This is a genomic window from Serratia sp. JKS000199, assembly GCF_900215455.1.
Classification (GTDB): Bacteria; Pseudomonadota; Gammaproteobacteria; order Enterobacterales; family Enterobacteriaceae; genus Serratia; species Serratia ureilytica.
The window spans coordinates 696,482-717,616 of the sequence record NZ_LT907843.1; the positions used below are offsets into that span (position 1 = coordinate 696,482).

22 protein-coding genes are annotated in these 21,135 nt (G+C 59.2%); 12 read left to right on the forward strand and 10 right to left on the reverse strand.

Going from position 1 to position 21,135, the window contains the following annotated elements:
- Positions 1–125 precede the first annotated feature (125 nt).
- Complete coding sequence (gene ddlA, locus CPH57_RS03425) at positions 126–1,229, forward strand: D-alanine--D-alanine ligase (RefSeq protein WP_060659801.1); 1,104 nt, start codon at positions 126–128, stop codon at positions 1,227–1,229.
- A gap of 34 nt (positions 1,230–1,263) precedes the next feature.
- On the opposite strand, the gene CPH57_RS03430 is transcribed toward ddlA, so the two are convergent.
- Together CPH57_RS03430 and CPH57_RS03435 are read right to left on the reverse strand one after the other, a co-directional pair.
- A complete protein-coding gene (locus tag CPH57_RS03430; protein WP_046686619.1) occupies positions 1,264–2,043 on the reverse strand; it encodes an ABC transporter substrate-binding protein in 780 nt (259 codons plus the stop codon).
- A gap of 34 nt (positions 2,044–2,077) precedes the next feature.
- A complete protein-coding gene (locus CPH57_RS03435; RefSeq protein ID WP_096242034.1) occupies positions 2,078–3,232 on the reverse strand; it encodes a methionine aminotransferase in 1,155 nt (384 codons plus the stop codon).
- Positions 3,233–3,350: 118 nt separating this feature from the next.
- Between CPH57_RS03435 and CPH57_RS03440 the strand changes: the two genes are divergently transcribed.
- The 3 genes from CPH57_RS03440 (at position 3,351) to CPH57_RS03450 (ending at position 7,676) form a co-directional block, all read left to right on the forward strand.
- Positions 3,351–4,271 (forward strand): LysR substrate-binding domain-containing protein, encoded by a 921-nt coding sequence (locus CPH57_RS03440; protein ID WP_096242035.1) that lies wholly within the window; start codon positions 3,351–3,353, stop codon positions 4,269–4,271.
- A gap of 112 nt (positions 4,272–4,383) precedes the next feature.
- The gene (bglX, locus tag CPH57_RS03445; RefSeq protein WP_096242036.1) at positions 4,384–6,681 is read left to right on the forward strand and encodes a beta-glucosidase BglX; all 2,298 of its coding nucleotides are present in this window, start codon (positions 4,384–4,386) and stop codon (positions 6,679–6,681) included.
- A 71-nt stretch (positions 6,682–6,752) separates the two neighbouring features.
- Positions 6,753–7,676 carry a PEP phosphonomutase gene (locus CPH57_RS03450; protein WP_042783918.1) on the forward strand — a complete coding sequence of 308 codons (924 nt, stop codon included), beginning with the start codon at positions 6,753–6,755 and terminating at the stop codon, positions 7,674–7,676.
- 55 nt (positions 7,677–7,731) lie between these two features.
- Here the strand turns inward: CPH57_RS03450 and CPH57_RS03455 are convergent, their stop codons facing one another.
- Positions 7,732–8,247 (reverse strand): hypothetical protein, encoded by a 516-nt coding sequence (locus tag CPH57_RS03455; protein ID WP_096242037.1) that lies wholly within the window; start codon positions 8,245–8,247, stop codon positions 7,732–7,734.
- Positions 8,244–9,047: a winged helix-turn-helix domain-containing protein gene (locus CPH57_RS03460; protein ID WP_096242038.1), complete on the reverse strand. Its 804-nt coding sequence runs from the start codon at positions 9,045–9,047 to the stop codon at positions 8,244–8,246. The genes CPH57_RS03455 and CPH57_RS03460 overlap by 4 nt, the downstream gene beginning before the upstream one ends.
- Positions 9,048–9,410: 363 nt before the next feature.
- Here CPH57_RS03460 and CPH57_RS24530 point away from each other — a divergent pair, with 363 nt between their 5' ends.
- The 3 genes from CPH57_RS24530 to CPH57_RS03465 are packed head-to-tail and all read left to right on the forward strand — an operon-like array spanning position 9,411 to position 11,485.
- Positions 9,411–9,563, forward strand: a complete 153-nt coding sequence (locus tag CPH57_RS24530; RefSeq protein WP_154582434.1) for a hypothetical protein — start codon at positions 9,411–9,413, stop codon at positions 9,561–9,563.
- Positions 9,564–9,599: 36 nt separating this feature from the next.
- A complete protein-coding gene (locus CPH57_RS24535) occupies positions 9,600–10,886 on the forward strand; it encodes an O-antigen ligase (RefSeq protein ID WP_158524114.1) in 1,287 nt (428 codons plus the stop codon).
- Positions 10,883–11,485, forward strand: a complete 603-nt coding sequence (locus CPH57_RS03465; RefSeq protein ID WP_047572241.1) for a LuxR C-terminal-related transcriptional regulator — start codon at positions 10,883–10,885, stop codon at positions 11,483–11,485. Before CPH57_RS24535 ends, CPH57_RS03465 begins: the two co-directional genes overlap by 4 nt.
- A 41-nt stretch (positions 11,486–11,526) precedes the next feature.
- Here the strand turns inward: CPH57_RS03465 and CPH57_RS03470 are convergent, their stop codons facing one another.
- Complete coding sequence (locus tag CPH57_RS03470; RefSeq protein ID WP_080280887.1) at positions 11,527–12,327, reverse strand: alpha/beta fold hydrolase; 801 nt, start codon at positions 12,325–12,327, stop codon at positions 11,527–11,529.
- A gap of 238 nt (positions 12,328–12,565) precedes the next feature.
- Between CPH57_RS03470 and CPH57_RS03475 the strand changes: the two genes are divergently transcribed.
- From CPH57_RS03475 to CPH57_RS03495, 5 genes are all read left to right on the forward strand, one after another.
- The gene (locus CPH57_RS03475) at positions 12,566–13,321 is read left to right on the forward strand and encodes a CDP-diacylglycerol diphosphatase (protein WP_172428000.1); all 756 of its coding nucleotides are present in this window, start codon (positions 12,566–12,568) and stop codon (positions 13,319–13,321) included.
- A gap of 168 nt (positions 13,322–13,489) precedes the next feature.
- Positions 13,490–14,014, forward strand: a complete 525-nt coding sequence (locus CPH57_RS03480) for a MarR family winged helix-turn-helix transcriptional regulator (protein WP_080376440.1) — start codon at positions 13,490–13,492, stop codon at positions 14,012–14,014.
- On the forward strand, positions 14,011–15,342 hold the full coding sequence (locus CPH57_RS03485) for a cytochrome c (protein ID WP_096242040.1): 1,332 nt from the start codon (positions 14,011–14,013) through the stop codon (positions 15,340–15,342). The genes CPH57_RS03480 and CPH57_RS03485 overlap by 4 nt, the downstream gene beginning before the upstream one ends.
- Before the next feature lie 16 nt (positions 15,343–15,358).
- Positions 15,359–15,811: a (2Fe-2S)-binding protein gene (locus tag CPH57_RS03490; protein WP_033642292.1), complete on the forward strand. Its 453-nt coding sequence runs from the start codon at positions 15,359–15,361 to the stop codon at positions 15,809–15,811.
- Positions 15,812–15,813: 2 nt separating this feature from the next.
- The gene (locus tag CPH57_RS03495; protein WP_046686629.1) at positions 15,814–18,057 is read left to right on the forward strand and encodes a molybdopterin cofactor-binding domain-containing protein; all 2,244 of its coding nucleotides are present in this window, start codon (positions 15,814–15,816) and stop codon (positions 18,055–18,057) included.
- Positions 18,058–18,095: 38 nt separating this feature from the next.
- On the opposite strand, the gene CPH57_RS03500 is transcribed toward CPH57_RS03495, so the two are convergent.
- The 5 genes from CPH57_RS03500 to CPH57_RS03520 form a co-directional block, all read right to left on the reverse strand.
- Positions 18,096–18,398 carry a hypothetical protein gene (locus tag CPH57_RS03500; RefSeq protein WP_033642294.1) on the reverse strand — a complete coding sequence of 101 codons (303 nt, stop codon included), beginning with the start codon at positions 18,396–18,398 and terminating at the stop codon, positions 18,096–18,098.
- Positions 18,395–19,030: an AAA family ATPase gene (locus CPH57_RS03505; RefSeq protein WP_033642295.1), complete on the reverse strand. Its 636-nt coding sequence runs from the start codon at positions 19,028–19,030 to the stop codon at positions 18,395–18,397. The genes CPH57_RS03500 and CPH57_RS03505 overlap by 4 nt, the downstream gene beginning before the upstream one ends.
- Positions 19,031–19,301: 271 nt before the next feature.
- Positions 19,302–19,643, reverse strand: a complete 342-nt coding sequence (yajD, locus tag CPH57_RS03510; RefSeq protein ID WP_004939576.1) for an HNH nuclease YajD — start codon at positions 19,641–19,643, stop codon at positions 19,302–19,304.
- Between the two features lie 54 nt (positions 19,644–19,697).
- A complete protein-coding gene (locus CPH57_RS03515; protein WP_033652401.1) occupies positions 19,698–20,159 on the reverse strand; it encodes a GNAT family N-acetyltransferase in 462 nt (153 codons plus the stop codon).
- Between the two features lie 56 nt (positions 20,160–20,215).
- A complete protein-coding gene (locus CPH57_RS03520; RefSeq protein ID WP_033652403.1) occupies positions 20,216–21,109 on the reverse strand; it encodes a LysR family transcriptional regulator in 894 nt (297 codons plus the stop codon).
- Positions 21,110–21,135 lie beyond the last annotated feature (26 nt).

Genomic DNA, 21,135 nt, shown 5'->3' on the forward strand with positions numbered 1-21,135 from the left:
GGATGGTCGCGATGTGGCATTCTGTGGCGTAAGAAGATTCTGGCAACAACGATTGCCGCCGCCAGGCAATGCGTTTATTGTGATGAACGACTTTTTTGCCATGATTTTTCAGAAGGATTTAAGGCGTGACTAAACTACGTGTTGGGGTGATTTTTGGCGGTAAATCGGCGGAGCATGAGGTGTCGCTGCAGTCGGCCAAAAACATTGTGGATGCAATCGACAAAGAGAAGTTTGACGTCACGCTGCTGGGGATCGACAAACAGGGGCAGTGGCACATCAACGACGCCTCCAACTACCTGCTCAACGCCGAGAACCCGGCGCTGATCGCGCTGAACCGCTCGAACAAGAACGTGGCGCTGATCCCGGGCCAGGAAAAACAGCAGCTGATCGAAGCGGGCAGCGCCGGCGCGCTGGGCCAGCTCGACGTCATCTTCCCGATCGTGCACGGCACGTTGGGGGAGGACGGCTCGCTGCAGGGGCTGCTGCGCATGGCCAATATGCCGTTCGTCGGCGCCGGCGTGCTCGGTTCGGCGGTCAGCATGGACAAAGACGTGACCAAGCGCCTGCTGCGCGACGCCGGGCTGGCGGTGGCGCCGTTCGTCACCCTGACGCGCGCCAACCGCGCCGGATTCACGTTTGAGCAACTGAGCGAGCGCCTCGGCCTGCCGCTGTTCGTCAAGCCGGCCAACCAGGGCTCCTCGGTCGGGGTCAGCAAGGTGGAAAACCGCGCCGAGTTCGACGCGGCGGTGGCACTGGCCTTCAGTTTCGATCACAAAGTACTGGTGGAGTCGGCGATCGTCGGCCGCGAGATCGAGTGCGCGGTGCTGGGGAACGACGATCCGCAGGCCAGCATGTGCGGCGAGATCGTGCTGAGCGACGCTTTCTACTCCTACGACACCAAATACATCAATGAGCAGGGCGCTCAGGTGGTGGTACCGGCGGCGATCGCGCCGGAAGTGAGTGACCACATCCGTGAGGTGGCGCTGAAGGCGTTCCGCACGCTGGAGTGCTTCGGACTGGCGCGGGTGGATGTGTTCCTGACGCCGGACAACCAGGTGGTAATCAACGAAATCAACACGCTGCCGGGCTTCACCAACATCAGCATGTATCCCAAGCTGTGGGCCGCCAGCGGCGTCAGCTATCAGGCGCTGATCACGCGCCTGATCGAATTGGCGCTGGAGCGCCACCAGCAGGATCGCGCGCTGAACAGTTCGGTGTTCGATCGCTAAACGCGGGAGGGGGCGGCGGTGCCGCCCCCGTCTATCACTTCACCGTCACGTCGATGTCGCCGAAATACTTCTTAGACAGCGCCGCCACCGTGCCTTGCTGTTTCACTTTGGCGATGGCGGCATCCAGTTTTTTCTTCAGCGCCTCATCCCCTTTACGCAGGCCGAAGGCGATGCCTTCACCGAGGATTTTGTCGTCGCGCACCGCCTCGCCGACGAAGGCGAAGCCTTTGCCGTCCGGCTGCGACAGGAAGCCGCTTTGCCCCGACGGCGCCATCACCAGCGTGGCGTCGAGCCGACCGGCCGCCAGATCGAGATACACCTGATTCTGATCCTGGTAAGACACCACATCCACGCCCGCCGGCGCCCAATGGTTTTTGGCGTAAATCTCCTGAATCGAGCCTTGCAGCACGCCCACGTGTTTGCCCGCCAGCGCTTTGGCGTCCGGCAGCAGGCCGCTGTCGGCCTTGGCGATCAGGCGGTTCGGCACCTGATAGATGGCGTCGGTAAAGGCGATGGCCTGGCGCCGCTGTTCGGTCACGTTCATCGCCGAGTTGATGGCGTCGAACTTGCGCGCCTGCAGCGCCGGGATCAGGCTGTCGAACGAGGTTTCCACCCAGCTGCATTTCAACTGCGCGGCGGCGCATACCGCGTCGCCCAGTTCGATGTCGAACCCTTCCAGTTTGCCGTTGGCGGATTTGGATTCGAACGGCGGATACAGCGCTTCCAGGCCGAAGCGCAGGCTGTTTTCCGCCGCCAGCGAAGTGCCGGCGGCCAGCAGGCATCCGGCGGCGAACAGCGTTTTCAGTGCTTTCATAGGCAGTGCCCCTTTCCCATGGTCGGACAAAAAATTACGCCTGGCTCAGGCGGCGCGCGCCTTCCAGCAGGGTCTCGTTATCTTTGGAAAAACTCAGCCGAATAAGGCCGGTATCGGTGCCGTCGCTGTAGAACGCCGACAGCGGGATCGTCGCCACCTTCGCTTCGCGGATCAAGCGCACGGCGAAATCATTGTCGCTTTCGTGACTGAAGCCGCTAAAGCGGGCCAGCATGAAGAAGCTGCCGCGGCTGGGCAGCAGCTCAAAGCGCGAATCCTGCAGGGCGCTGGCCAGCAGATCGCGCTTTTGTTGGTAAAACGCCGCCAGCCCCAGGTAGCTCTGCGGGTTGGCGAGCGCGGCGGCGAAGGCGTGCTGCATTGGCGTATCGGCGGAGAACACCATGAACTGGTGCACCTTGCGGATCTCGTCCATCAACGCCGCCGGCGCCAGGCAATAGCCGACGCGCCAGCCGGTGACGTGGTAGGTTTTACCGAACGACGACACGATCACGCTGCGTTCCGCCAACTGCGGGTAGCGCGCCATGCTGTGGTGAATATCGCCGTCGAACACCACATGCTCGTAGACCTCGTCGGACAGGATCACGATGTCGGTGTCGCGGGTCAGGGCGGTCAGGCGGTCGATATCCTGCGCGTCGAACACTGCGCCGGTCGGGTTGTGCGGCGTGTTGACGATGATCATGCGCGTTTTGCCGTTGATGGCGGCGGCCACTTCGTCCCAGTCGACGCGAAAGTCCTGCAGCGACAGTTTGATCGCCACCGGCGTGGCGCCCTGCAGGCGCACGATCGGCGCATAGCTGTCGAACGCCGGTTCGAAATAGATCACCTCGTCGCCGGGATGCACCAGCGCGCTGATCGCCGAGTACAGCCCTTCGCTGGCGCTGGCGATCACCGTGATTTCTTCGTCGGCGTCATAGCGCGCGCCATACAATCGTTCAGCTTTTTCCGCCAGAGCAGCACGTAACGCCGCCACGCCGCTCATCGGCGCGTATTGGTTATGACCTGCGCGCATGGCTTGTGCCGTTGCCTCGATCAGCTGCGGGTCACCGGCGAAGTTGGGCGCGCCCTGCGACAGGTTGAGGGCCTGATGTTCGGCGCTGAGTTGGCCAATGACGGTGAAGATGGTGGTGCCGACGTCCGGCAGCTTCGAGCGGGATGAGCAGGCGCTCTGCATGATGGGCTCCAGGCAAACAGGGAAGTGTTGAGCGATTAAGCATCAGGCGGCGTAGGCGGACAAGGGAAAGTTTGTCATACTTGCCATGCACTACGATCATACCTAATCGAGGCACGCTATGCCGATATCCCTGCCGTCGCTCGACGTATTGAAAACCTTTGTGGTGGTGGCGCAACGCCTCAACTTTACCCATGCCGCCCGGCAGCTGCACCTGACGCAGGGGGCGGTCAGCCGGCAAATTCTCGGGCTGGAACAGCGTCTGGGCTATCCGCTGTTCAGCCGTCAGGCGCGCGGTTTGGCGCTGACGCCGCAGGGCGCGCAGCTGCTGGCGCCGGTACAGCAGGCGCTGGGGCAGTTGGATGAAGCCCTGATGCGGGCCGCCGCTCCGCCGGGGGCGCTGCGCATCAAATGCCCGACCTGCGCCATGCGCTGGGTGCTGCCGCGCATCATTCGCCTGCAAAATGAACGGCCGGACATGCATATCGAGCTGACCGCTTCGGTGTCGCACGGCCTGGATTTCAGCACCGAGCAGTTTGACGCCGCGGTGGTATTCGGTCGGCCGCCGGGTAAAAAGCTGACCGCGCACCTGCTGTTCGAAGAAATCCTCACGCCGGTCTGCACGCCGACGTTTCTGCCGCCGACGCCTCGGCTGGCGGATTTGACGGACAAAACCCTGCTGCACCCGACGCGCGATCGGCGCGACTGGCTGTGCTGGCTGAAGGCGGCGGGCGCCGATGCATTGCCGTCCGGCAAGGCCCAGCATTTCGATACCCTCGATCTGGCGATGAGCGCCGCGCTGCAGGGATTCGGCATCGCCATCGGCGATCTGTGCCTGCTGGAGGAGGATATTCAGGCGCAGCGCATCGTAACGCCGTTCCCGCTCTGCGTCAGCAGCGGCGCGGCCTATTATTTGGTCTATCCTGAACGCACGGTAGCGCCGCCGACGTTAACCGCGCTGGTCGATTTTCTGGCGGCGGAGGCTGCCGACAGCCGCACCCGGCTGCAGAATTACCTGCCGATAACCTGTAATGCTTTGTAAACATTAGCGATGCGAATTCCCTTGGCGATGAAACAGAGTGTGGCAAACTGTTTCTTCACTCCGATTAAACTCCGCGGCGTTGGCGGCGGAAACACGCCTGAGATAAAACAAGATGAAATGGCTTTGTGTGGTGAGTATGTTGTCCGGTCTGGCCCTCAGCCCGGTTTTTGCGCAGGAAACGCCGATAACGCAGGGCATTCACGCCCAGCAGCGCGACGCCTTCGTGTCCAATTTGATGAAGCAGATGACGCTGGAAGAGAAGATTGGCCAGCTGCGGCTGATCAGCGTCGGGCCGGATAACCCGAAAGAAGCGATCCGCGAGGGGATCCGCAAAGGGCAGATCGGCGCCATCTTCAATACCGTCACCCGGCCGGATATCCGGGTGATGCAGGATCAGGCGATGCAGCTCAGCCGCCTGAAAATCCCGTTGTTCTTCGCCTATGACGTGGTGCACGGCCAGCGCACCGTGTTTCCGATCAGCCTGGGGCTGGCGGCCAGCTTCGATCTGGAAGCCATCGCGCTCAGCGCCCGGGTCGCGGCGCAAGAGGCCAGCGACGACGGCCTGAACATGACCTTCGCGCCGATGGTCGATATCACCCGCGATCCGCGCTGGGGCCGGGTCTCCGAAGGCTTCGGCGAAGACACTTGGCTGGTCTCGAAAATCGCCAAGGTGATGGTCGACGGTTTCCAGAACGGCGATCCGGCCAAACCCGGTTCGGTGATGGCCAGCGTCAAGCACTTTGCATTGTACGGCGCCGTCGAAGGCGGCCGCGATTATAACACCGTCGACATGAGCCCGCTGCGCATGCATCAGGACTATCTGCCGCCTTACAAAGCGGCGGTGGACGCCGGCAGCGGCGGAGTGATGGTGTCGCTCAACTCGGTGAACGGCGTGCCGGCCACCGCCAACCCGTGGCTGCTGAAAGATCTGCTGCGCGAGCAGTGGGGCTTTAAAGGCATCACCATCAGCGACCACGGCGCGATTAAGGAACTGATTAAGCACGGCGTGGCCGCCGACGCGCGCGACGCGGTGCGCCTGGCGATCACCTCCGGCGTCGACATGAGCATGAGCGACGAGTTCTACGACAAATACCTGCCGGGTCTGGTGAAGGACGGACTGGTGTCTGAAAGCGATATCGACCGCGCCTGCCGCGACGTGCTGAACACCAAATACGACATGGGGCTGTTCACCAATCCTTACGTGCATCTGGGCCCGGCGGGTTCCGATCCGCAGGACACCAACGCCGAAAGCCGTCTGCACCGCGCCGAAGCGCGGGTGGTGGCGCGCAAGACGATGGTGCTGCTGAAGAACGATAAGCAGACGCTGCCGCTGAGCAAGCAGGCGACCATCGCGCTGATCGGGCCGATGGCCGACAGCCAGCGCGACGTGATGGGCAGTTGGTCGGCCGCCGGGGTGGTCAAGCAGTCGGTCACCCTGCGCGAGGGGCTGGAGCGGGCGGTGGGCGACAAGGCGCGCATTCTGTACGCCAAGGGCGCCAACGTCACGCAGGATAAAGGCATCATCGATTATCTGAACGAGTATGAGCCGGCGGTGGCGTTCGATACCCGTTCGCCGCAGCAGATGATCGACGAAGCGGTGCAGGCGGCGAACAAGGCCGACGTGGTGGTGGCGGTGGTGGGGGAATCTCAGGGCATGGCGCACGAGGCCTCCAGCCGCGCCGACATCACGATCCCGCAGAGCCAACGCGATCTGATCGCCGCGCTGAAAGCCACCGGCAAGCCGCTGGTGCTGGTGCTGATGAACGGCCGCCCGCTGGCATTGAGCTGGGAGAGCGAGCAGGCGGACGCGATGCTGGAAACCTGGTACAGCGGCACCGAGGGCGGCAACGCGGTGGCGGACGTGCTGTTCGGCGATTACAACCCGTCGGGCAAGCTGCCGATGACCTTCCCGCGCTCGGTCGGCCAGATCCCGATGTACTACAACCACCTGAACACCGGCCGGCCGTTCGGCAAGGAGAACCCGGGCAAGTACACCTCGCGCTACTTCGATTCGCCGAACGGCCCGCTGTATCCGTTTGGTTACGGCCTGAGCTACACCACCTTCAGCCTGTCGGATCTGAAGTTATCCAGCCCGACGATGGCGCGCAACGGCAAGTTAACCGCCAGCGTCACGCTGAAGAATACCGGCAAGTACGACGGCGCCACGGTGGTGCAGCTGTATCTGCAGGACGTCACCGCGTCGGTCAGCCGCCCGGTGAAAGAGCTGCGCAACTTCAAGAAAGTGACGCTGAAGGCCGGCCAGTCGCAGCAGGTTGAGCTGCCGATTAGCGAAGACGATCTGAAGTTCTACAACGCCAGCCTGAAGTGGGGGGCGGAGCCGGGCAAATTCAACGTGTTCGTCGGCCTGGATTCCGACAACGTGCAGGCGCAAAGTTTTACGCTGAAGTAACCCTGTCCCCCTCGTTCGCCGCGCTGAGCGAGGGGGCATCCATTCCCGCTAACGTCATCGGAGCTTGCCTCATGAAACGCTATCTGGACTGCAGCGCCAGCGATCTGGCCGATATCGGCAAAGCCGATCTGCTCTACGCCATCCGCGCCAGCGAAGGGCGCATCTTGGTCAGCGAAACCATCGCGGTCACTCAGCCGCTGCTCAATAACGTCACCAACGCCGAACTGGCGGCCAGCCAGGGCGCCGACCTGCTGCTGTTGAACCTGTTCGACGTCGATCGTCCACATATCGCGGGCCTGCCCGCCGACGTGCCGCCGCAGGAGGCGCTGCGCACGCTGCAGCGACTGACCGGGCGGGTGATCGGGGTGAACCTGGAGGCCGTCGATCCGGCTTTCGCCAGCGAACATAACGACTTTTGGCAGATGACGGCGGGCCGCGCCGCCACCGCCGAGAATGCGCGTAAGCTGTATCAGCTCGGCGCGCGCATGCTGGTGTTGACCGGCAACCCGAACAACGGCGTCAGCAATCAGGCGATCGCCGCCGCGCTGAAAGCGATACGCGATGAAGTGGGCGACGAGATGGTGCTGGTGACCGGCAAAATGCACGGCGCCGGCATTGTGCGCGAAAGCGGCAGCCAACTGATCGGCGAGCAGGACATCGCGCTGTTCGTGGAGAACGGTGCGGACATCGTGCTGCTGCCTGCTCCGGGCACCATTCCCGGTATGTCGCAGGAGAAAGTGGCGGCGCTGATCGCCTTTGCCCAGCGGCAGGGGGCGCTGGCGATGACAGCGATCGGCACCTCGCAAGAGGGGGCCGACGTGCAGACCGTGCGGCAGATTGCGCTGATGAGCAAAATGGCCGGCGCGGATCTGCACCATATCGGCGATACCGGCTATTTGGGGCTGGCGCTGCCGGAAAACATCTTCGCCTACAGCGTGGCGATTCGCGGCGTGCGCCACACCTACAGCCGCATGGCGCGTTCAATTAACCGCTGAAATGGCTGCCGCTTGCGGGCTTTTCTTCCGATAGGCGACACTCGCAACGCATAGCCTAATAACGCCGGCAGACAAAGGTCGGGCTTTGAAGCGTACTGACCACATACAGGTTGCCGAGTACGTGTTCGATGGCGACATGGTAGGAGATTCGGGGATCTTCCGACTGCAAAAAGGTTGCCCAAAGGGGGGCGGGAACCGTATCTCCGGCATGTTTACGGTCGGCGGCGAATCGCAGCGTGTACCCATCGCCGCTGCCATCCTCTTCAGCCGCCTCGTCGCCGGGGGTGTCATACACATAGTGAAGTTCGCGGTTCAGCACATAGGTCTTTTCTTGCCGCTCGATAAAACCATTGAGCCTGATAAAGCCAGTGCCGTTGTGGTAGAGAAAAAAATACATCTTTGCTTTTAAAACCGCGGCGGGCTCCATGGCTGGGCCATAGCGGTTGCGCGCGGTGATCTCCGCTTCGCAACGCAGTAAGGTTTTAGGATGGTGCGACAGCTGGGCGACCTGGCTTGCCAGGGGTGCCATCAGCAATAACAAGCCGACGATAAAGCGTGTTTTTTTGTTCATGGCGTCATACCGTCGGTGTTTTTGATCGTGCGGCACCGGCCATATTGACCGGGTTGCGCCAGATTGCAGATGGCGACGAAGGTGACCTGAAAAGGAAGATTGGGGTTGGCGATTTTGGTGTAGAACAGATCGGCGGGCGCTGTGCCGCAGTCGGTCGCTTCAGCTTTCAATGCAGCGGCAATTTGCGCTTGCGTTTCACGCCGGTCGTTCAGCGCGGCGGTTTCCAACGTAAAAACGTTGCACTGCTCATGGTGATAAAAAAAATCGACCTTGGCGTTTTTGAACGCGTGAACCGGCCGGTTGAACCACAATAAAGCGCAGACGAGGCTAAAGCACGCAATCATCATCAATGCTGCGGCAAGGGGCGCTTTATTTGCCTGGCAGATATTCCCACGCCGTTTTAACAGTGCGCCGGCCCGGGTCAACAGGGTGGGAATAACCGCTTTTTGGTTTTCCGGTGAGCGCATGTTTTCGCATGAGGTAATTTCCGCTTCAAGAATGAACCCCAGTTTGGGGATGGTAATAATGATTTGCGGATCCAGCGCCAGCGATTCAAACGCTTTTCTTATCTCACTGATGCAACCATTCAGATTATTGTTTGAACCCACAAAACCATTATCTTCCCAGACCCGCTGCATCAAATGCCTGCGGGTGAGCATCTCTTTATGATGGGTAACCAACTCTAACAACAAGCGGGTGGCAGGGTTAGATAACGGCATAAAAGATTCCCGTTCATTGATGATGAACAATGCGCGTTCGGCAGGTGAGAAAATAATCATCTGATTAATGACGTATTCCATAATGTGCTGCTTGCCCTTATAGCGACGGCGAAATTTAGCGAGGACAGAGTTATCTATTATTTTTCACCCGTCAAGATGATGGCGATTTTTTCATGTTGTGAAATTTTTGGCGAAAGTTCAAACGTACGGGTGTCGCCAGTTTTATAATATTAGGTTTTCTTTGTTTTGGTTTTTAATTCCTTATTTTTATTATCTTTAGGAATTAAAAACTGTTTTTATGGTTAAATTTAATACATATATCTTGATTTTGGCTGCGGCGATACTATGGAACTCGCTGGGAAATGCGACAGGATTTTGCCGGTAATCCACGTTTAAATTGCGGGCTTTCTTTGCTTGAAGCCTGAATGGCCAAGAGGAAAAGGTATGTTTAAAAGAAACTGGACGCTTTTACGCTACAGGCGAAAGCTTTTTGAAGCTATTCAATCTGTCGGGATTGTGATGGCGATAATTACCGGGCTGGTGTTGCTGACAGGCATTTCTTTTATTGCAATTGAAAAATGGCTTAGCCTTTTCTGATGATTTTTCAGATAGATATTTTGGGATGAAATTATTATGTCTATTCCATGTTTAAAGTTCATGGTGATGGTCTATGTCAGCGTATTGCTTTTGTTGGGTGGCTATATTTATCACTATGATATGAACTATTTCTCGCTGACGTTTCCATATTCTCTTGTGATTGGGATTGTGCTGTTTGCTTTATTGGGCGTCGGCGGCGCGCTCCTTTTTTTGCGAAAAGCGTGGGGGATGACCCCCGCGTGTTTTTTCTTTGCGCTGGGCGCGGTGATATTGCTGCTGCCCCTTTTTTATTCTCGTGCCGAGTGGGGCGTGCTTACCGTCGGGCGAATGGCCTGCCTGTTTGGCAGTTGGATTATTTACTTTATCCTATTGCAATATCGGGTCATGCAGCACGTGCGTATTGCGTTTATCTATACGCTGGTATTAGCCGCAGCCGTGGGAGGCATTTGGCTTTTTTCCTTCCCGGCCGAGGCGGCGGCAGGCTATGCCGGCAGCGGGGGGCGTTGGCCGGATGCCGCGAGCAGTTTATTGGCGAGCGGATTATTGGCGGGATGGGGGCTGACGGTGTTGCCTCGGTTCCGCATGTTGCGCCGAGATAGCGAGCGATGGCGTATTTTACTCTTGCTGCCGCTCTTGATCGGTTTATCCGCCGCGCTGGGCTGGGGGGCATCGCAGACCGTTTGTCTCAGCGTGGTATTGGGTGCCGCGCTGTTGACCCTGATGTTTGTGCGCAGATACCCGCTGCATTGCGTGCTCGCGCTGCTGATGACGGCATTGGGATTCTGCCTGGCGATATTGGCGGATGAATTGAACGCCGGCGTTCGTTTGTCGAACGCCGCGCCGTGCTGCGATACGCTGCTTGATTCGCTGGCGCTGGTGGTAGAGCGGCCCTGGTTAGGATGGGGCTATGGCCGATTCGAGCATGGCTTTGAGCATTTACAGGCCCATGCGCTGCCCGCGGTGGCGCGGGCAGGCGCAGCGCGGCAACCCTATAATGAGCTCCTGCTGTGGTGGATAGAAGGCGGCGTCGTTGCGTTGGCGGGCATGCTGTGCCTGCTGGCGGGCGTGGCGGCGCTGGTGCACCAAACATGGCGACGGGAGCGCATCGCCGCCCGCTTGCACAGCCCGGCCGCCGGGGAAGAGGCCGCGTTGGCGACGAGCGGCATTCCCTTGCTGCTGTGCGCGCAGTTTTCCTACCCGTTCGGGCTGTCGCTCATCCAATGGGCGGTTTTGACGCTGCTGCTCGTTACGTTGGATGGGCGCAGCAGGCTCAATGCCGGCCGGTTTTGCCGGTTTGTTTTCGCGCGGAGGGAAACGGCGTGAACACGGTCATCAATATCGCCTTCCTGGATATCGACTGCTTTTTTGTCGCCGGGGCGTATCGGGCGTTGAGCGACTATTTTAGTGAACGTGGCATCGAGGCGCGCTGCAGCGAGCCGATGAATGCCGACCTTGTGTTCCAGGCGATCGCCAAAGGCGACATGGCGCGTTTTTGCCATCCTCCCCATGCTCCTCACGCCCTTTATCTCGCCGTTTACGATCTCAGAGAAGCCCGCATTCGCGCCATTTCGGGGTGCCTGAGGGAAGCGGGGAGGGTGTACCGCAATGAAGGCGTCGCAAAGCTGTTGCACACGGTAGCGCGGGTGATAAAAGGCCGAACCGGCGGCGCCTGCGGTTTTTCTTGTTGCGCCTGGTGCCAGCCGTTGCCATTGACGCCGCAGGAAAAACAAGTGATGCGTTACCTGAGTTGGGAAATGACGCCGACCGCCATTGCCCGTCGGCTTCGGGTCAGCATCAAGACGGTGAGCACGCATAAACGGGCGGTGATGAGAAAGATGCATTTTCAGCGCGATGCGGAGCTTTACCGCTGGTTGCGTCTGGGGGAGTTCGGTCAGGGAAATGGCGATAGCCACGTCGTCTGAGCGATGGTATAGCAGGTCCGGGCCTGGCGGCCCGGAGCGACTTACCAAAACAGCGGCGTGGTGCTTTCGGCCAGAAACGCCAGCAGCGTTTCATTGACCGCCGCCGGATTTTCCTTGTTGCTGATATGCCCGGCGTTGGGGATCAGCACATGTCGGCAGCCGAGAAGATCCGCCATGCGCTGGCCTTCCGCCGGCGGGCGCGGCTTATCCTGCGCGCCGGTGATGACGATGCTGGCGGCGGTGATGTGTTCCAGCAGCGCCAGCTTGTCGGGGCGGCCGAAGATCATCCGGCCCAGCGGCACGATGCTTTCGCGCAGGCGCTCGGCGGGCAGGCTTTGCAGATGGGCCAGCAACGGCTGCGACAGCGCAGCGGGCACTTCGTCGGAATAGAACTGCGCGGCGATATATTCCAGCAGCGGCGGCGTGATGGCGCCGGCCTGTTCCACGGCGGCCAGCATGCCCATATAGCGCTGCCGCGCCTCTGGAGTTTCGTCGCCCAGGTAGCTGTCCAGCAGCGCCAGCACTTTCACCCGCTCCGGCGCCAGCGCCGCCAGTTCGGCGCCCCACATGCCGCCGACGGACAGGCCGACGATGCCGAACTCTTCAATATCCAAATGATCCATCAGCGCCAAATGATCGGCGGCGATATCCGACAGGCTGTTTCGCCCGGGTGGCAGCGCCGGTGAATCGCCGTGGCCCCAGAGATCCGGTACGATCAGGCGGTAGCGTTTAGCCAGCGCTTCGAACTGCGGCGCCCACATATTCAGATCGAACAGATAGCTGTGGCCCAGCAGCAATGGAAAGCCTGAACCTACGTCGAGATAATGCAGGGATTTGCCCATCGTTGGCATCTTATCGGTTCCTTATATAAAAAGAGTCCCGGCTGCTTATATCACACTCATATTCAACCCACGGTATTAATTTACCTTAAATTACTCAGGTGGAGGCTTATTTTTAATTATCCATTGCTAACAAGACGTCAATAAAAGGTGACATTAAGGATAATATTCTGGTCGATGCCGGAGCCTTGGTTTATGCTGGCGCTCCTTTCGGTATGGAATAGATAAACAGGGAGTCGCGATGAAAAGACTTTTCAGACTATTAATTATTTTGCTTGTCATTTTGCTGCTGGCGGCGGTGCTATGGTGGTTCTTCGGGCGCGGCAATCCGAATGCGCTGTGGCAGATAGTCAGCCAACAGTGCGTGCCCAATCAGCAGCAGAACCACGATCCTGCGCCCTGCTTAAAGGTGGATTTAACCGAAGGATATGTGCTGTTTAAGGACAGCAAGGGCCCTTACCACGATCTGGTGATGCCGACCGAAAAGGTCAGCGGCATCGAGAGCCCGATATTGCAAGCGGATCGAACGCCGCCTTATTTCGCCCAGGCCTGGAATAACCGCGAACATATATCCAGCGAGCTGGGTAAACCGTTAAAAGACGCATGGGTTTCTCTGGCGGTCAATTCGAAATATGGCCGCTCTCAAAATCAGTTGCATATTCACGTTGCCTGCTTGCGCCAGGATGTCTATAACGCGCTGGAGGAACAGGCTGAGCAATTAGATCAACAGTGGCGGCCGCTGGCGGTGAAATTGGTCGGCCATCAATATCTGGCCAGAAAATTGGCGGGCACCGATTTAACCCAGGAAGATCCTTTCCGCTTGTTGCAAAACTACGTGGTCGAGCAGGGCGACAGCATCGGCAATTACGGCCTGGCGCTGGCGGTCAGCCCGCAGGGCGAGATGCTGCTGTTGGCAAACCGTTTGAAGTTGACCGATCTCAACCTGGGGTCGGCCGGTGAAATTCAGGACTACCGGTGCGAGGTCGCGGGGAACTGAGTTTTTCTTATCGCTCCCCGTCGTTGGGGAGCGTACGCCGTGCGATACAAACTAACCAAATGTATTAAATCGCTTTTATTTTATTCTCCCTCATCTGCTTGATCCTGTTCTCATGTTCGATCTACTATTTGTTTGCACAAGCAAATAAATACTCGAGAGTAACCCGACATGTCACAACCACGTAAACTTCCTGCTGCACTGGGCATCCATCTGGATGTGACCAATCGCCTGTGGCGCACGGCGATGGACCAGTCGGTGAAAATGACCAATCTGACGCGCCCGCATTGGCTGGCGCTGAGTGCGATTGCCGATCTGGGGGATGGCTGCACGTTGAAAGACGTTTCGCAGCATTTGAATGCCGAAGTCTCGACGATGTCGCGCGCGCTGCTGTTTCTGGAAAAAAATCGGCTTATCGCTCGCGATGCTCTGTCCGAAGATAAGCGCGCCAAAGGGGTGAGAATGACCGAGGCCGGGCAGGAGATGCTGGCGCAGTTGGATCATTCCAGCCAGCAAGCGCGGGAAAAACTGCTCAACGGCATTTCGGCCAACGATCTGGAGGCTTTTTACCGCGTATTGTTTGGCATCAAGCATAACGCGATAGCGATGCTCGAACAGGAAAATCTGTTGCCGGACGAGTTTGCTCTTCTGGCGGAGGAGCGAGCGGGTGCGATGAAGCCGGAAGGTGAAACGTGAACGGCCGCTGGCGGAGAGCACAACAGCTGTGCGTTATCGCGTTGGGGATCTTCTCCTGCTCGGTCTTCGCCAGCCAGAATGACCAACAGGTCATCGCACGGGGAAAATATCTGGCTACCGCCGCAGATTGCGCGGCTTGTCACCGCGGCAGCAGTCAACAGGATGCTCCCTATGTCGGCGGTTATGCCATCGCGTCGCCGATGGGCGACATCATCGCCAGCAATATCACGCCCGCCAAAGGAACCGGCATTGGCGACTACAGTGAACAAGAGTTTCGCCGCGCGTTAACGCAGGGCATTCGGCGGGACGGCCAACCCTTGTATCCCGCCATGCCTTATACCGCTTATCGGGGGCTGAGTGATGACGATCTGCACGCGCTGTATCGCTATTTTATGGCCGGTGTCGTACCGGTCGATCGTGCGGTGCCTGAGACCCAACTGACGTTCCCTTTTTCCTGGCGTTATGCGATCCACGGCTGGAACTGGCTGTTTCTGAAAAAGACGCCCGTCGATGCAGACGAGAGGAAGGCGCGTGGCCGCTATCTGGTGGATGTGTTGGGGCATTGCTCGGCGTGTCACAGCCCACGTAACGGGATGATGGCGGAACGCGGCGATCGCTATCTGGCAGGAGGAGAAGCCGGCGGTTGGATCGCGCCGAATATCACCTCGGATCCCGTGAGCGGCATCGGCGGCTGGAGCCAGAAAGAATTGGTGCAGTATCTGCGTACCGGCCGCAATGACAAAGCTCAGGCTGCCGGCGGCATGGCGGAGGCGGTGGAGCATAGCCTGCGTTTCCTGAGTGACGACGACCTCGGCGCCATCGCCGATTGGCTTAAACAAACGCCGCCGATCGTCACCGTACAAGGAACGAAAGCGGCCTATCAATATCAGGGGGGCGGTAAAGGCCGTGCCGCCGGACAGGCGCTGTATGCCGTTTCCTGCGCCAGCTGCCATCGTCTGGGCGGCGAGGGGGCTTATGACGGCCATTTCCCTTCTTTGACGCACAACACCACCGTAGGCAGCGAACGGGCCAATAACCTGATCATGGTGATGCTGTATGGCGTGCAGCGTCAGGGGGAGACGCTGCAGACCTGGATGCCGGGGTTCGCCGATAGTCTGGATGACCGGCAACTGGCTGAATTGGGCAATTACGTATTGCAGCAATTCGGCAATCCGGCGGTCAGGATAACGCCGGAGCAAGTGGCTCTGCAGCGGGCGGGCGGTGAAAAACCGCTGTTGATTACGTCATTGCATTATGTGTTCTGGGGCGGCGTATTGCTGGTATTGATCGTCATTGGGGCGTGGGTGAAACGTCGGGTGAAGCACTGATCCAAGAGAGGATGGCATGAAGTTCAATCTGAACGGCCAGGCGGTCGAATTTAACGGCGAGCCGGATACGCCGCTGCTGTGGGTGATCCGAGAACATTTTAAATTAACCGGCACCAAGTTCGGCTGCGGTATCGGCGCCTGTGGCGCTTGTACGGTACATGTCGACGGTAAGGCTGTGCGTTCATGCTGTTATCCGCTGCAATTGGTGCGCGATCGGCAGGTGACCACCATCGAAGGGCTGTCCATCGATCGCCGTCATCCGGTGCAGCAGGCCTGGATTGCGGAGGACGTGCCGCAGTGCGGCTACTGCCAATCAGGCATGATCATGGCGGTCAGCGCGCTGCTGGCGGAACACCCGAGGCCGGACGATCGGCAGATAGATACGGGCCTGACCAATCTGTGCCGCTGCGCCACTTACCACCGTATCCGTGCGGCGGTGCACCGCGCCGCCGACAAGGGAGAACCCTGAGTATGGCGATCACCCGCAGAACCTTGATAAAAGGCAGCGCGTTGGCAGTGGCCGCCATGTTGCTGCCGATATCGACGCGCAGCCTGGCGGCCGTGGTTTCACAAGACGTGGCGCCACCGGACAGTCAGCATGAATTGAACGATTGGATCTGGATCGACCGCGATGGGCGCATCGTCATCGGCGTGTCGCAATGTGAGGTTGGGCAGGGGATTTACACCGGCCTGGCCGAAGTGGTGGCGGCGGAGATGGATGCCGATTGGGCGCAGGTGACGGTGAAATTCGTCACCGGCCGTGACGCTTACCGTCAGGTTGCCGGGGGCGAGGCTTTCGCGCAGTTTGTCGCCGCCTCAACCTCCATGACCAAATTTTATCAGCGTGCCCGGCTGGCCGGCGCACAGGCGAGAGATTTCTTTCTGCGGGCCGGCGCAAAACATTTCGCGCTTTCACCATCGCAGTGCCGCACGGAGAAAGGCTGGGTGCTTGAGAAAGGCGGGAAGCGCAAGGTCGCCTATGGCGATTTGGTGCGCTATGCCGCCGAACTGCCGTTGGATCCGCAGCCTGCTTTAAAGAGTGAGGCGCAAGAGCGAGAGAGTGTCATTGGCAAGCCGCTGTTGCGGGTCGATACGCCGGAGAAAGTAGATGGCAGTGCGATTTACGGTATTGATATCGACTTGCCGGAGATGCTGATCGGCGTCCCCTGGATGGTGCCCGACCTTAGCGGAAAGCTGGTCGCCGTGCGTAATGAACGACAGATTCGGGCCATGCCGGGCGTGGTGGATCTGGTGCTGACCCGGCAGTGGTCGATGAACAACATGGTCGGATTGGATCATGATATGTCGCTCAATACGGTGATCGTGGTGGCGGCGAGTTACTGGCAGGCCAAAAAGGCGGCTGATTTGCTGGAGGTCGACTGGCTGCCGGGCGCAGGAAAAGCGCTGACCGATAGCGCGATTGCGGCAGAGAATCTGGCGATGCTGGATGGCGATACGCTGGTGCCGGCGGTCGATCGCGGCGAGGCGTCGGCGTTGATTCGTGGAGTTGAACAAGGTTCGCGCTTGCATGAGGCGCGTTACAGCGCACCTTATGTGGCGCACGCCACCCTGGAGCCTTGCAATGCCACCAGCCATTACGGCGAGGGCCGTATCGAAACCTGGGGCCCCTTCCAGGGGCAGGACATGGTGCGCAACGTTCTGGCGAAAATGTTCGGGCTGAAGCCGACGGATGTGGTGGTGAATACGACCTATCTGGGGGGCAGCTTTGGGCGCAAATATCTGCCGGATGCCGTGATGCATGCTACCGCCGCCTCCCGGGCGGTGGGGAAACCGGTCAAAGTGGTCTATCCGCGCGAGATCGACATGCGGCATGAATACTATCGTCCGGCCTGCATCAGCCATTATCGGGCGCTGTTGGATGAAAACGGCTACCCGCAGGCGCTGTGGGCGCGCTATGCCGGGCAGTCGCTCTTCTGGCAAATGCGGCGCGAAACGGTCAACGAGGCCGGGGGATGGGATGAAAGTATGGTGGAGTGCGTTTACAGCACGCCGTATCGCATCCCTCATCTGAAGGTGGAGGCCGGCATCGTCGAACAGCCGATCTCCCTGAGCTATCTTCGCGGTGTCGGCAGCGTCGCCAGTCTGTTCTTTTTGGAAAGCTTTATCAGCGAACTCAGCCATAAGTCCAACCGGGACGAGTATTCGTATCGGCGGCATCTGTTGCAGGACAGCCCGGAAGCGTTGCGCGTCCTGGACGCCACCGCCACGGCGGCCGGTTGGCAGCATGAACCGCCGTCGGGCGTTTCTCGCGGTATGGCGTGCAATATTTGGGTCGGCCGCAATAATGCTTTCACCACCTACGTCGGTTTGGTGGTTGAGATCGCCATTCAGGAGGGGCGACTGCGGGTGCTGCGCGCGGTATGTGCGATTGACTGTGGCAAGGTGATAAACCCGAACCTGGTGCGTGCCAACGTAGAGGGCGGCATCGGCTTTGCGCTGACCACCTGTCTGCACAGCGAGCTGCATTTTGAACGGGGCGGCGTGGTGGAAGGGAATTTCGATCGCTATCCGCTGCTCGCGATCGCCGAAATGCCCAAGGTGGAGGTCGTGATACTCGACAGCGCGCGAGCGCCGCAGGGATGCGGGGAAGTGTCGACTGCGGTGGTCGCCCCGGCGATGGCCAGCGCGCTGCATAAGGCCACCGGCAAAACCTATCGTACTATGCCGTTCCCACGCGAGTTCTCGTCGGTGTAACGGCCCGCCGGCTCGATCAGCCGGCGGCTGCCGTGCGGTCAGAGCTTTTTCAGCAGCGCTAGCAGTTGCGCTTCGCTTTTCTCCGCCAATCCGTCGATCGCCAGTTTGATGATGTCGGAGCGGGTGATACGCACGATGCCGTTGCGCGCCGCCTGCACGATCACTTCATCGATAGCCTCAATGTGGTTGTCCGTCAGGCTGACGGAAATCGCCTTATAAGTACGCTTGCGGCCGGCCGGCTTGGCTTCCGGCGCGGGAGCCGCAACCGGCAACGTATGCGAGGTGGCGCTGTTGATGAATTCGTCTTCCGACATGCGGTGGGTGGGGGTGCGTTTCTTCACAGGATCACCTCTTTCACCAGGCATTCAATTTCGGTCTGCGCCTTTTCATTGTTCGCTTCGTGCACGGTGATGGCTTCACCCCAGGCGTCGCGGTAAATCTTGCGGTCGCACAGGCGATTGCTCACCAGGGTGAACTCCGGGTATTCACTCAGCACCTGCGCCGCTTCGTTGGCTTCATTAATGAAGATATTGGTCGGGCACATGTTCAATACGATGTAGCCTTTGACCTTCTCGTTGTATTCCTGCGCGGTGGAGAACATCTCCGACAGATAGCCGATGGTGTCGAGATCCATCTGCGAAGGGCGCAGCGGCGAGAGGAACAGATCGGCGGCCAGCAGGCCGGAGCGCAGTTCGGCGCTGTCGCGGCCGGCGGTATCGACGATCACGTAGTCGTAATGGCGATCGAGCTCCAGCAGCGTTTCCTTGATTTTACCCGACGCGGCCACCACCGGAATGTGCGGCAGCCCCTCGACGTTCTGACGGTCGTTGTACCAGGTCATGATCGATTTCTGGTCGTCGGCATCGACGATGATCGCCGACTTGCCTTGCTTAAGAATCAGATACCCGGCGATATTCACTGCTTTCGTCGATTTGCCGACGCCGCCTTTTTGCGAGCCAATCAGAACAATCATGCTGCCATCTCTCAAGTTATTAAGCAGGTAACTTATTAAGTTAATGTGCTTATTAGGTTGATAATCAAACAGGTTAACAAGAACAACTCGCGAACAATATGCACCAACTGCGGCGGCTTGCCAAGCCAGTATGTTGTTAACTGCGCAGCTTATTTTGCGGTGAATGGACCGGATGGGTAAGTAGGAATTCTCTGGGAAGTGGCGGAACGGAAGAGTCTTTTGTTAATTTAACAGCTTAATAAGTTAGTGGCTCATTAAGCTGTCGATGGCGTTACTTCTTCATCATCGCCTTCAGGTTGGCGAACGGGTTGTGGGTGGCGACGCCGATATCTTTTTGCGCATCTTCACCGGCCACCACCGTCGAACCGTATTGATCGGCCTCGGTGTATTTCGAGTGTTCGTGGTCGTGGCAATACAGACACAACATTTCCCAGTTGCTGCCGTCTTCCGGGTTGTTGCTGTGATCGTGATCGATGTGGTGCACCGTCAGCTCGCGCAGGTTGGAATAAACGAATTCGCGCGAGCAGCGCCCGCATACCCAGGGGAACAGTTTCAGCGCTTTTTCGCGGTAGCCGGTTTCCAGCTTCGCATAGTTTTTGGGGATATAGGCCATGGTGGTCGTCCGTCGGAAATCAATATGCGGCCAATAATACCACAGTGCGTGCGGCTACAACGTGCGGCTCATCACCGTGACGGTTTCACCGGCGACCTGGCGTTGCTCCAGAGGGCGCCAGCCGAGTTTCTGATACAGCGTCTGCTGGTCGGGCGTATACAGATACAGTTCGCTGATGCCCTGGATTCGGCCGTGCTCGATGCAGCGCGCGATCAGGTTGCGGGCAATGCCTTGGCCGCGGTGCTGCGGGTGGGTAAAGACTTCGCTCAGCCAGTATTGGCGCTCCGGTTTATCTGTCAATTCATATAGCGTCAAACTGGCGGTGCCGACGATCTGTTGCTGTGGCGACAGCGCCAGCAACACGACGCCTTGGCTCTCGGGTGCGCAGCGTTCAGCCAGCCGCCGGCTGATGGTATCGCGGCTGCTCCACTGCGCAAAGGCGCCCCATTCCTGGTGCAGCAACGCGGCCAGTTCCTCAATGCGCCGGCGATGGGCGAGCAGCGGTTCGATATGCATGATGTGCCTATTTTTTTTAAAGTCGGGAAAAAAGCCGCTCCTGCCTAAGCGGCCGGTTAATGAAACGTCTCCACCGCCCAGTCGATGAACGCCCGCAGCTTGCCGCTGAGGTGGCGATTGGACGGGTAGACCACGTACATCTGCTCCGGCGGCGGCTGCCAGTCGTGCAGCAGGCTGACCAGTTCGCCGCGCTCGAGGTGCGGCTGCGCCATAAACCGATAGATCTGGATGATGCCCAAGCCGGCCAGGCTCGCCGCCAGCAGCGCGTTGCCTTCATTGATGCTGACCGGGTAGCGCTGTTGGATGGCGATCTCTTTGCCGCGCTCGACATAGCGTTGCGGATGGATGCGGTCGTTGACTGGATGGCGGTAGTGCACCATCGGAAAACCCTGTTCCAGATCGCACGGATGGCGCGGGGTGCCGTGGCGCGCCAGATAGGCCGGGGTGGCGCAGCTGACCCAGTCCAGATCGAACAGACGCCGGGCGATCAGGCTGGAATCGGCCAACGGACCGCTGCGGATCACGCAGTCGGCGCTGTCGCTGATCAAATCGATAACGCGATCGCCGATGCTGAGATCGATCTGGATTTGCGGGTAGCGTTCCAAAAAGCCGGGCAGCGCCGGCAACAGCAGTTGGCGGGCGGTGCCGCTGCCGGTATCGATGCGCAGCACGCCCTGCGGAGAATTCTGCGACTCGGTCAGACAGCCCTCCATCTGCTCCAAATCCGCCAGCCATTTCACCGTATTCTGGTAATAGCATTCGCCCTCGCGGGTGACCGACACGCTGCGGGTGGTGCGCTGGAACAGTTTGGTCTGCAGGTGATCCTCCAGATTTTGGATCAGCTTGGTGACCGTCGCTTTCGGCATGCCCAGCGAATCGGCGGCGCGGGTAAAGCCGCCGGTTTCCACGACGCGGTTAAATACCCGGATAGCGAGCAAATGATGGTCCATAGGTTCTCAACGCCATGCCCCGGCGG

Excerpts from the sequence above, each read along its gene's own strand:
- CPH57_RS03430 (WP_046686619.1), bottom strand. The coding sequence starts at position 2,043 with ATGAAAGCACTGAAAACGCTGTTCGCCGCCGGATGCCTGCTGGCCGCC.
- CPH57_RS03435 (WP_096242034.1), bottom strand. The coding sequence starts at position 3,232 with ATGCAGAGCGCCTGCTCATCCCGCTCGAAGCTGCCGGACGTCGGCACC.
- CPH57_RS03440 (WP_096242035.1), top strand. The coding sequence starts at position 3,351 with ATGCCGATATCCCTGCCGTCGCTCGACGTATTGAAAACCTTTGTGGTG.
- bglX (WP_096242036.1), top strand. The coding sequence starts at position 4,384 with ATGAAATGGCTTTGTGTGGTGAGTATGTTGTCCGGTCTGGCCCTCAGC.
- CPH57_RS03450 (WP_042783918.1), top strand. The coding sequence starts at position 6,753 with ATGAAACGCTATCTGGACTGCAGCGCCAGCGATCTGGCCGATATCGGC.
- CPH57_RS03455 (WP_096242037.1), bottom strand. The coding sequence starts at position 8,247 with ATGAACAAAAAAACACGCTTTATCGTCGGCTTGTTATTGCTGATGGCA.
- CPH57_RS03460 (WP_096242038.1), bottom strand. The coding sequence starts at position 9,047 with ATGGAATACGTCATTAATCAGATGATTATTTTCTCACCTGCCGAACGC.
- CPH57_RS24530 (WP_154582434.1), top strand. The coding sequence starts at position 9,411 with ATGTTTAAAAGAAACTGGACGCTTTTACGCTACAGGCGAAAGCTTTTT.
- CPH57_RS24535 (WP_158524114.1), top strand. The coding sequence starts at position 9,600 with ATGTCTATTCCATGTTTAAAGTTCATGGTGATGGTCTATGTCAGCGTA.
- CPH57_RS03470 (WP_080280887.1), bottom strand. The coding sequence starts at position 12,327 with ATGGGCAAATCCCTGCATTATCTCGACGTAGGTTCAGGCTTTCCATTG.
- CPH57_RS03475 (WP_172428000.1), top strand. The coding sequence starts at position 12,566 with ATGAAAAGACTTTTCAGACTATTAATTATTTTGCTTGTCATTTTGCTG.
- CPH57_RS03480 (WP_080376440.1), top strand. The coding sequence starts at position 13,490 with ATGTCACAACCACGTAAACTTCCTGCTGCACTGGGCATCCATCTGGAT.
- CPH57_RS03490 (WP_033642292.1), top strand. The coding sequence starts at position 15,359 with ATGAAGTTCAATCTGAACGGCCAGGCGGTCGAATTTAACGGCGAGCCG.
- CPH57_RS03495 (WP_046686629.1), top strand. The coding sequence starts at position 15,814 with ATGGCGATCACCCGCAGAACCTTGATAAAAGGCAGCGCGTTGGCAGTG.
- CPH57_RS03505 (WP_033642295.1), bottom strand. The coding sequence starts at position 19,030 with ATGATTGTTCTGATTGGCTCGCAAAAAGGCGGCGTCGGCAAATCGACG.
- yajD (WP_004939576.1), bottom strand. The coding sequence starts at position 19,643 with ATGGCCTATATCCCCAAAAACTATGCGAAGCTGGAAACCGGCTACCGC.
- CPH57_RS03515 (WP_033652401.1), bottom strand. The coding sequence starts at position 20,159 with ATGCATATCGAACCGCTGCTCGCCCATCGCCGGCGCATTGAGGAACTG.
- CPH57_RS03520 (WP_033652403.1), bottom strand. The coding sequence starts at position 21,109 with ATGGACCATCATTTGCTCGCTATCCGGGTATTTAACCGCGTCGTGGAA.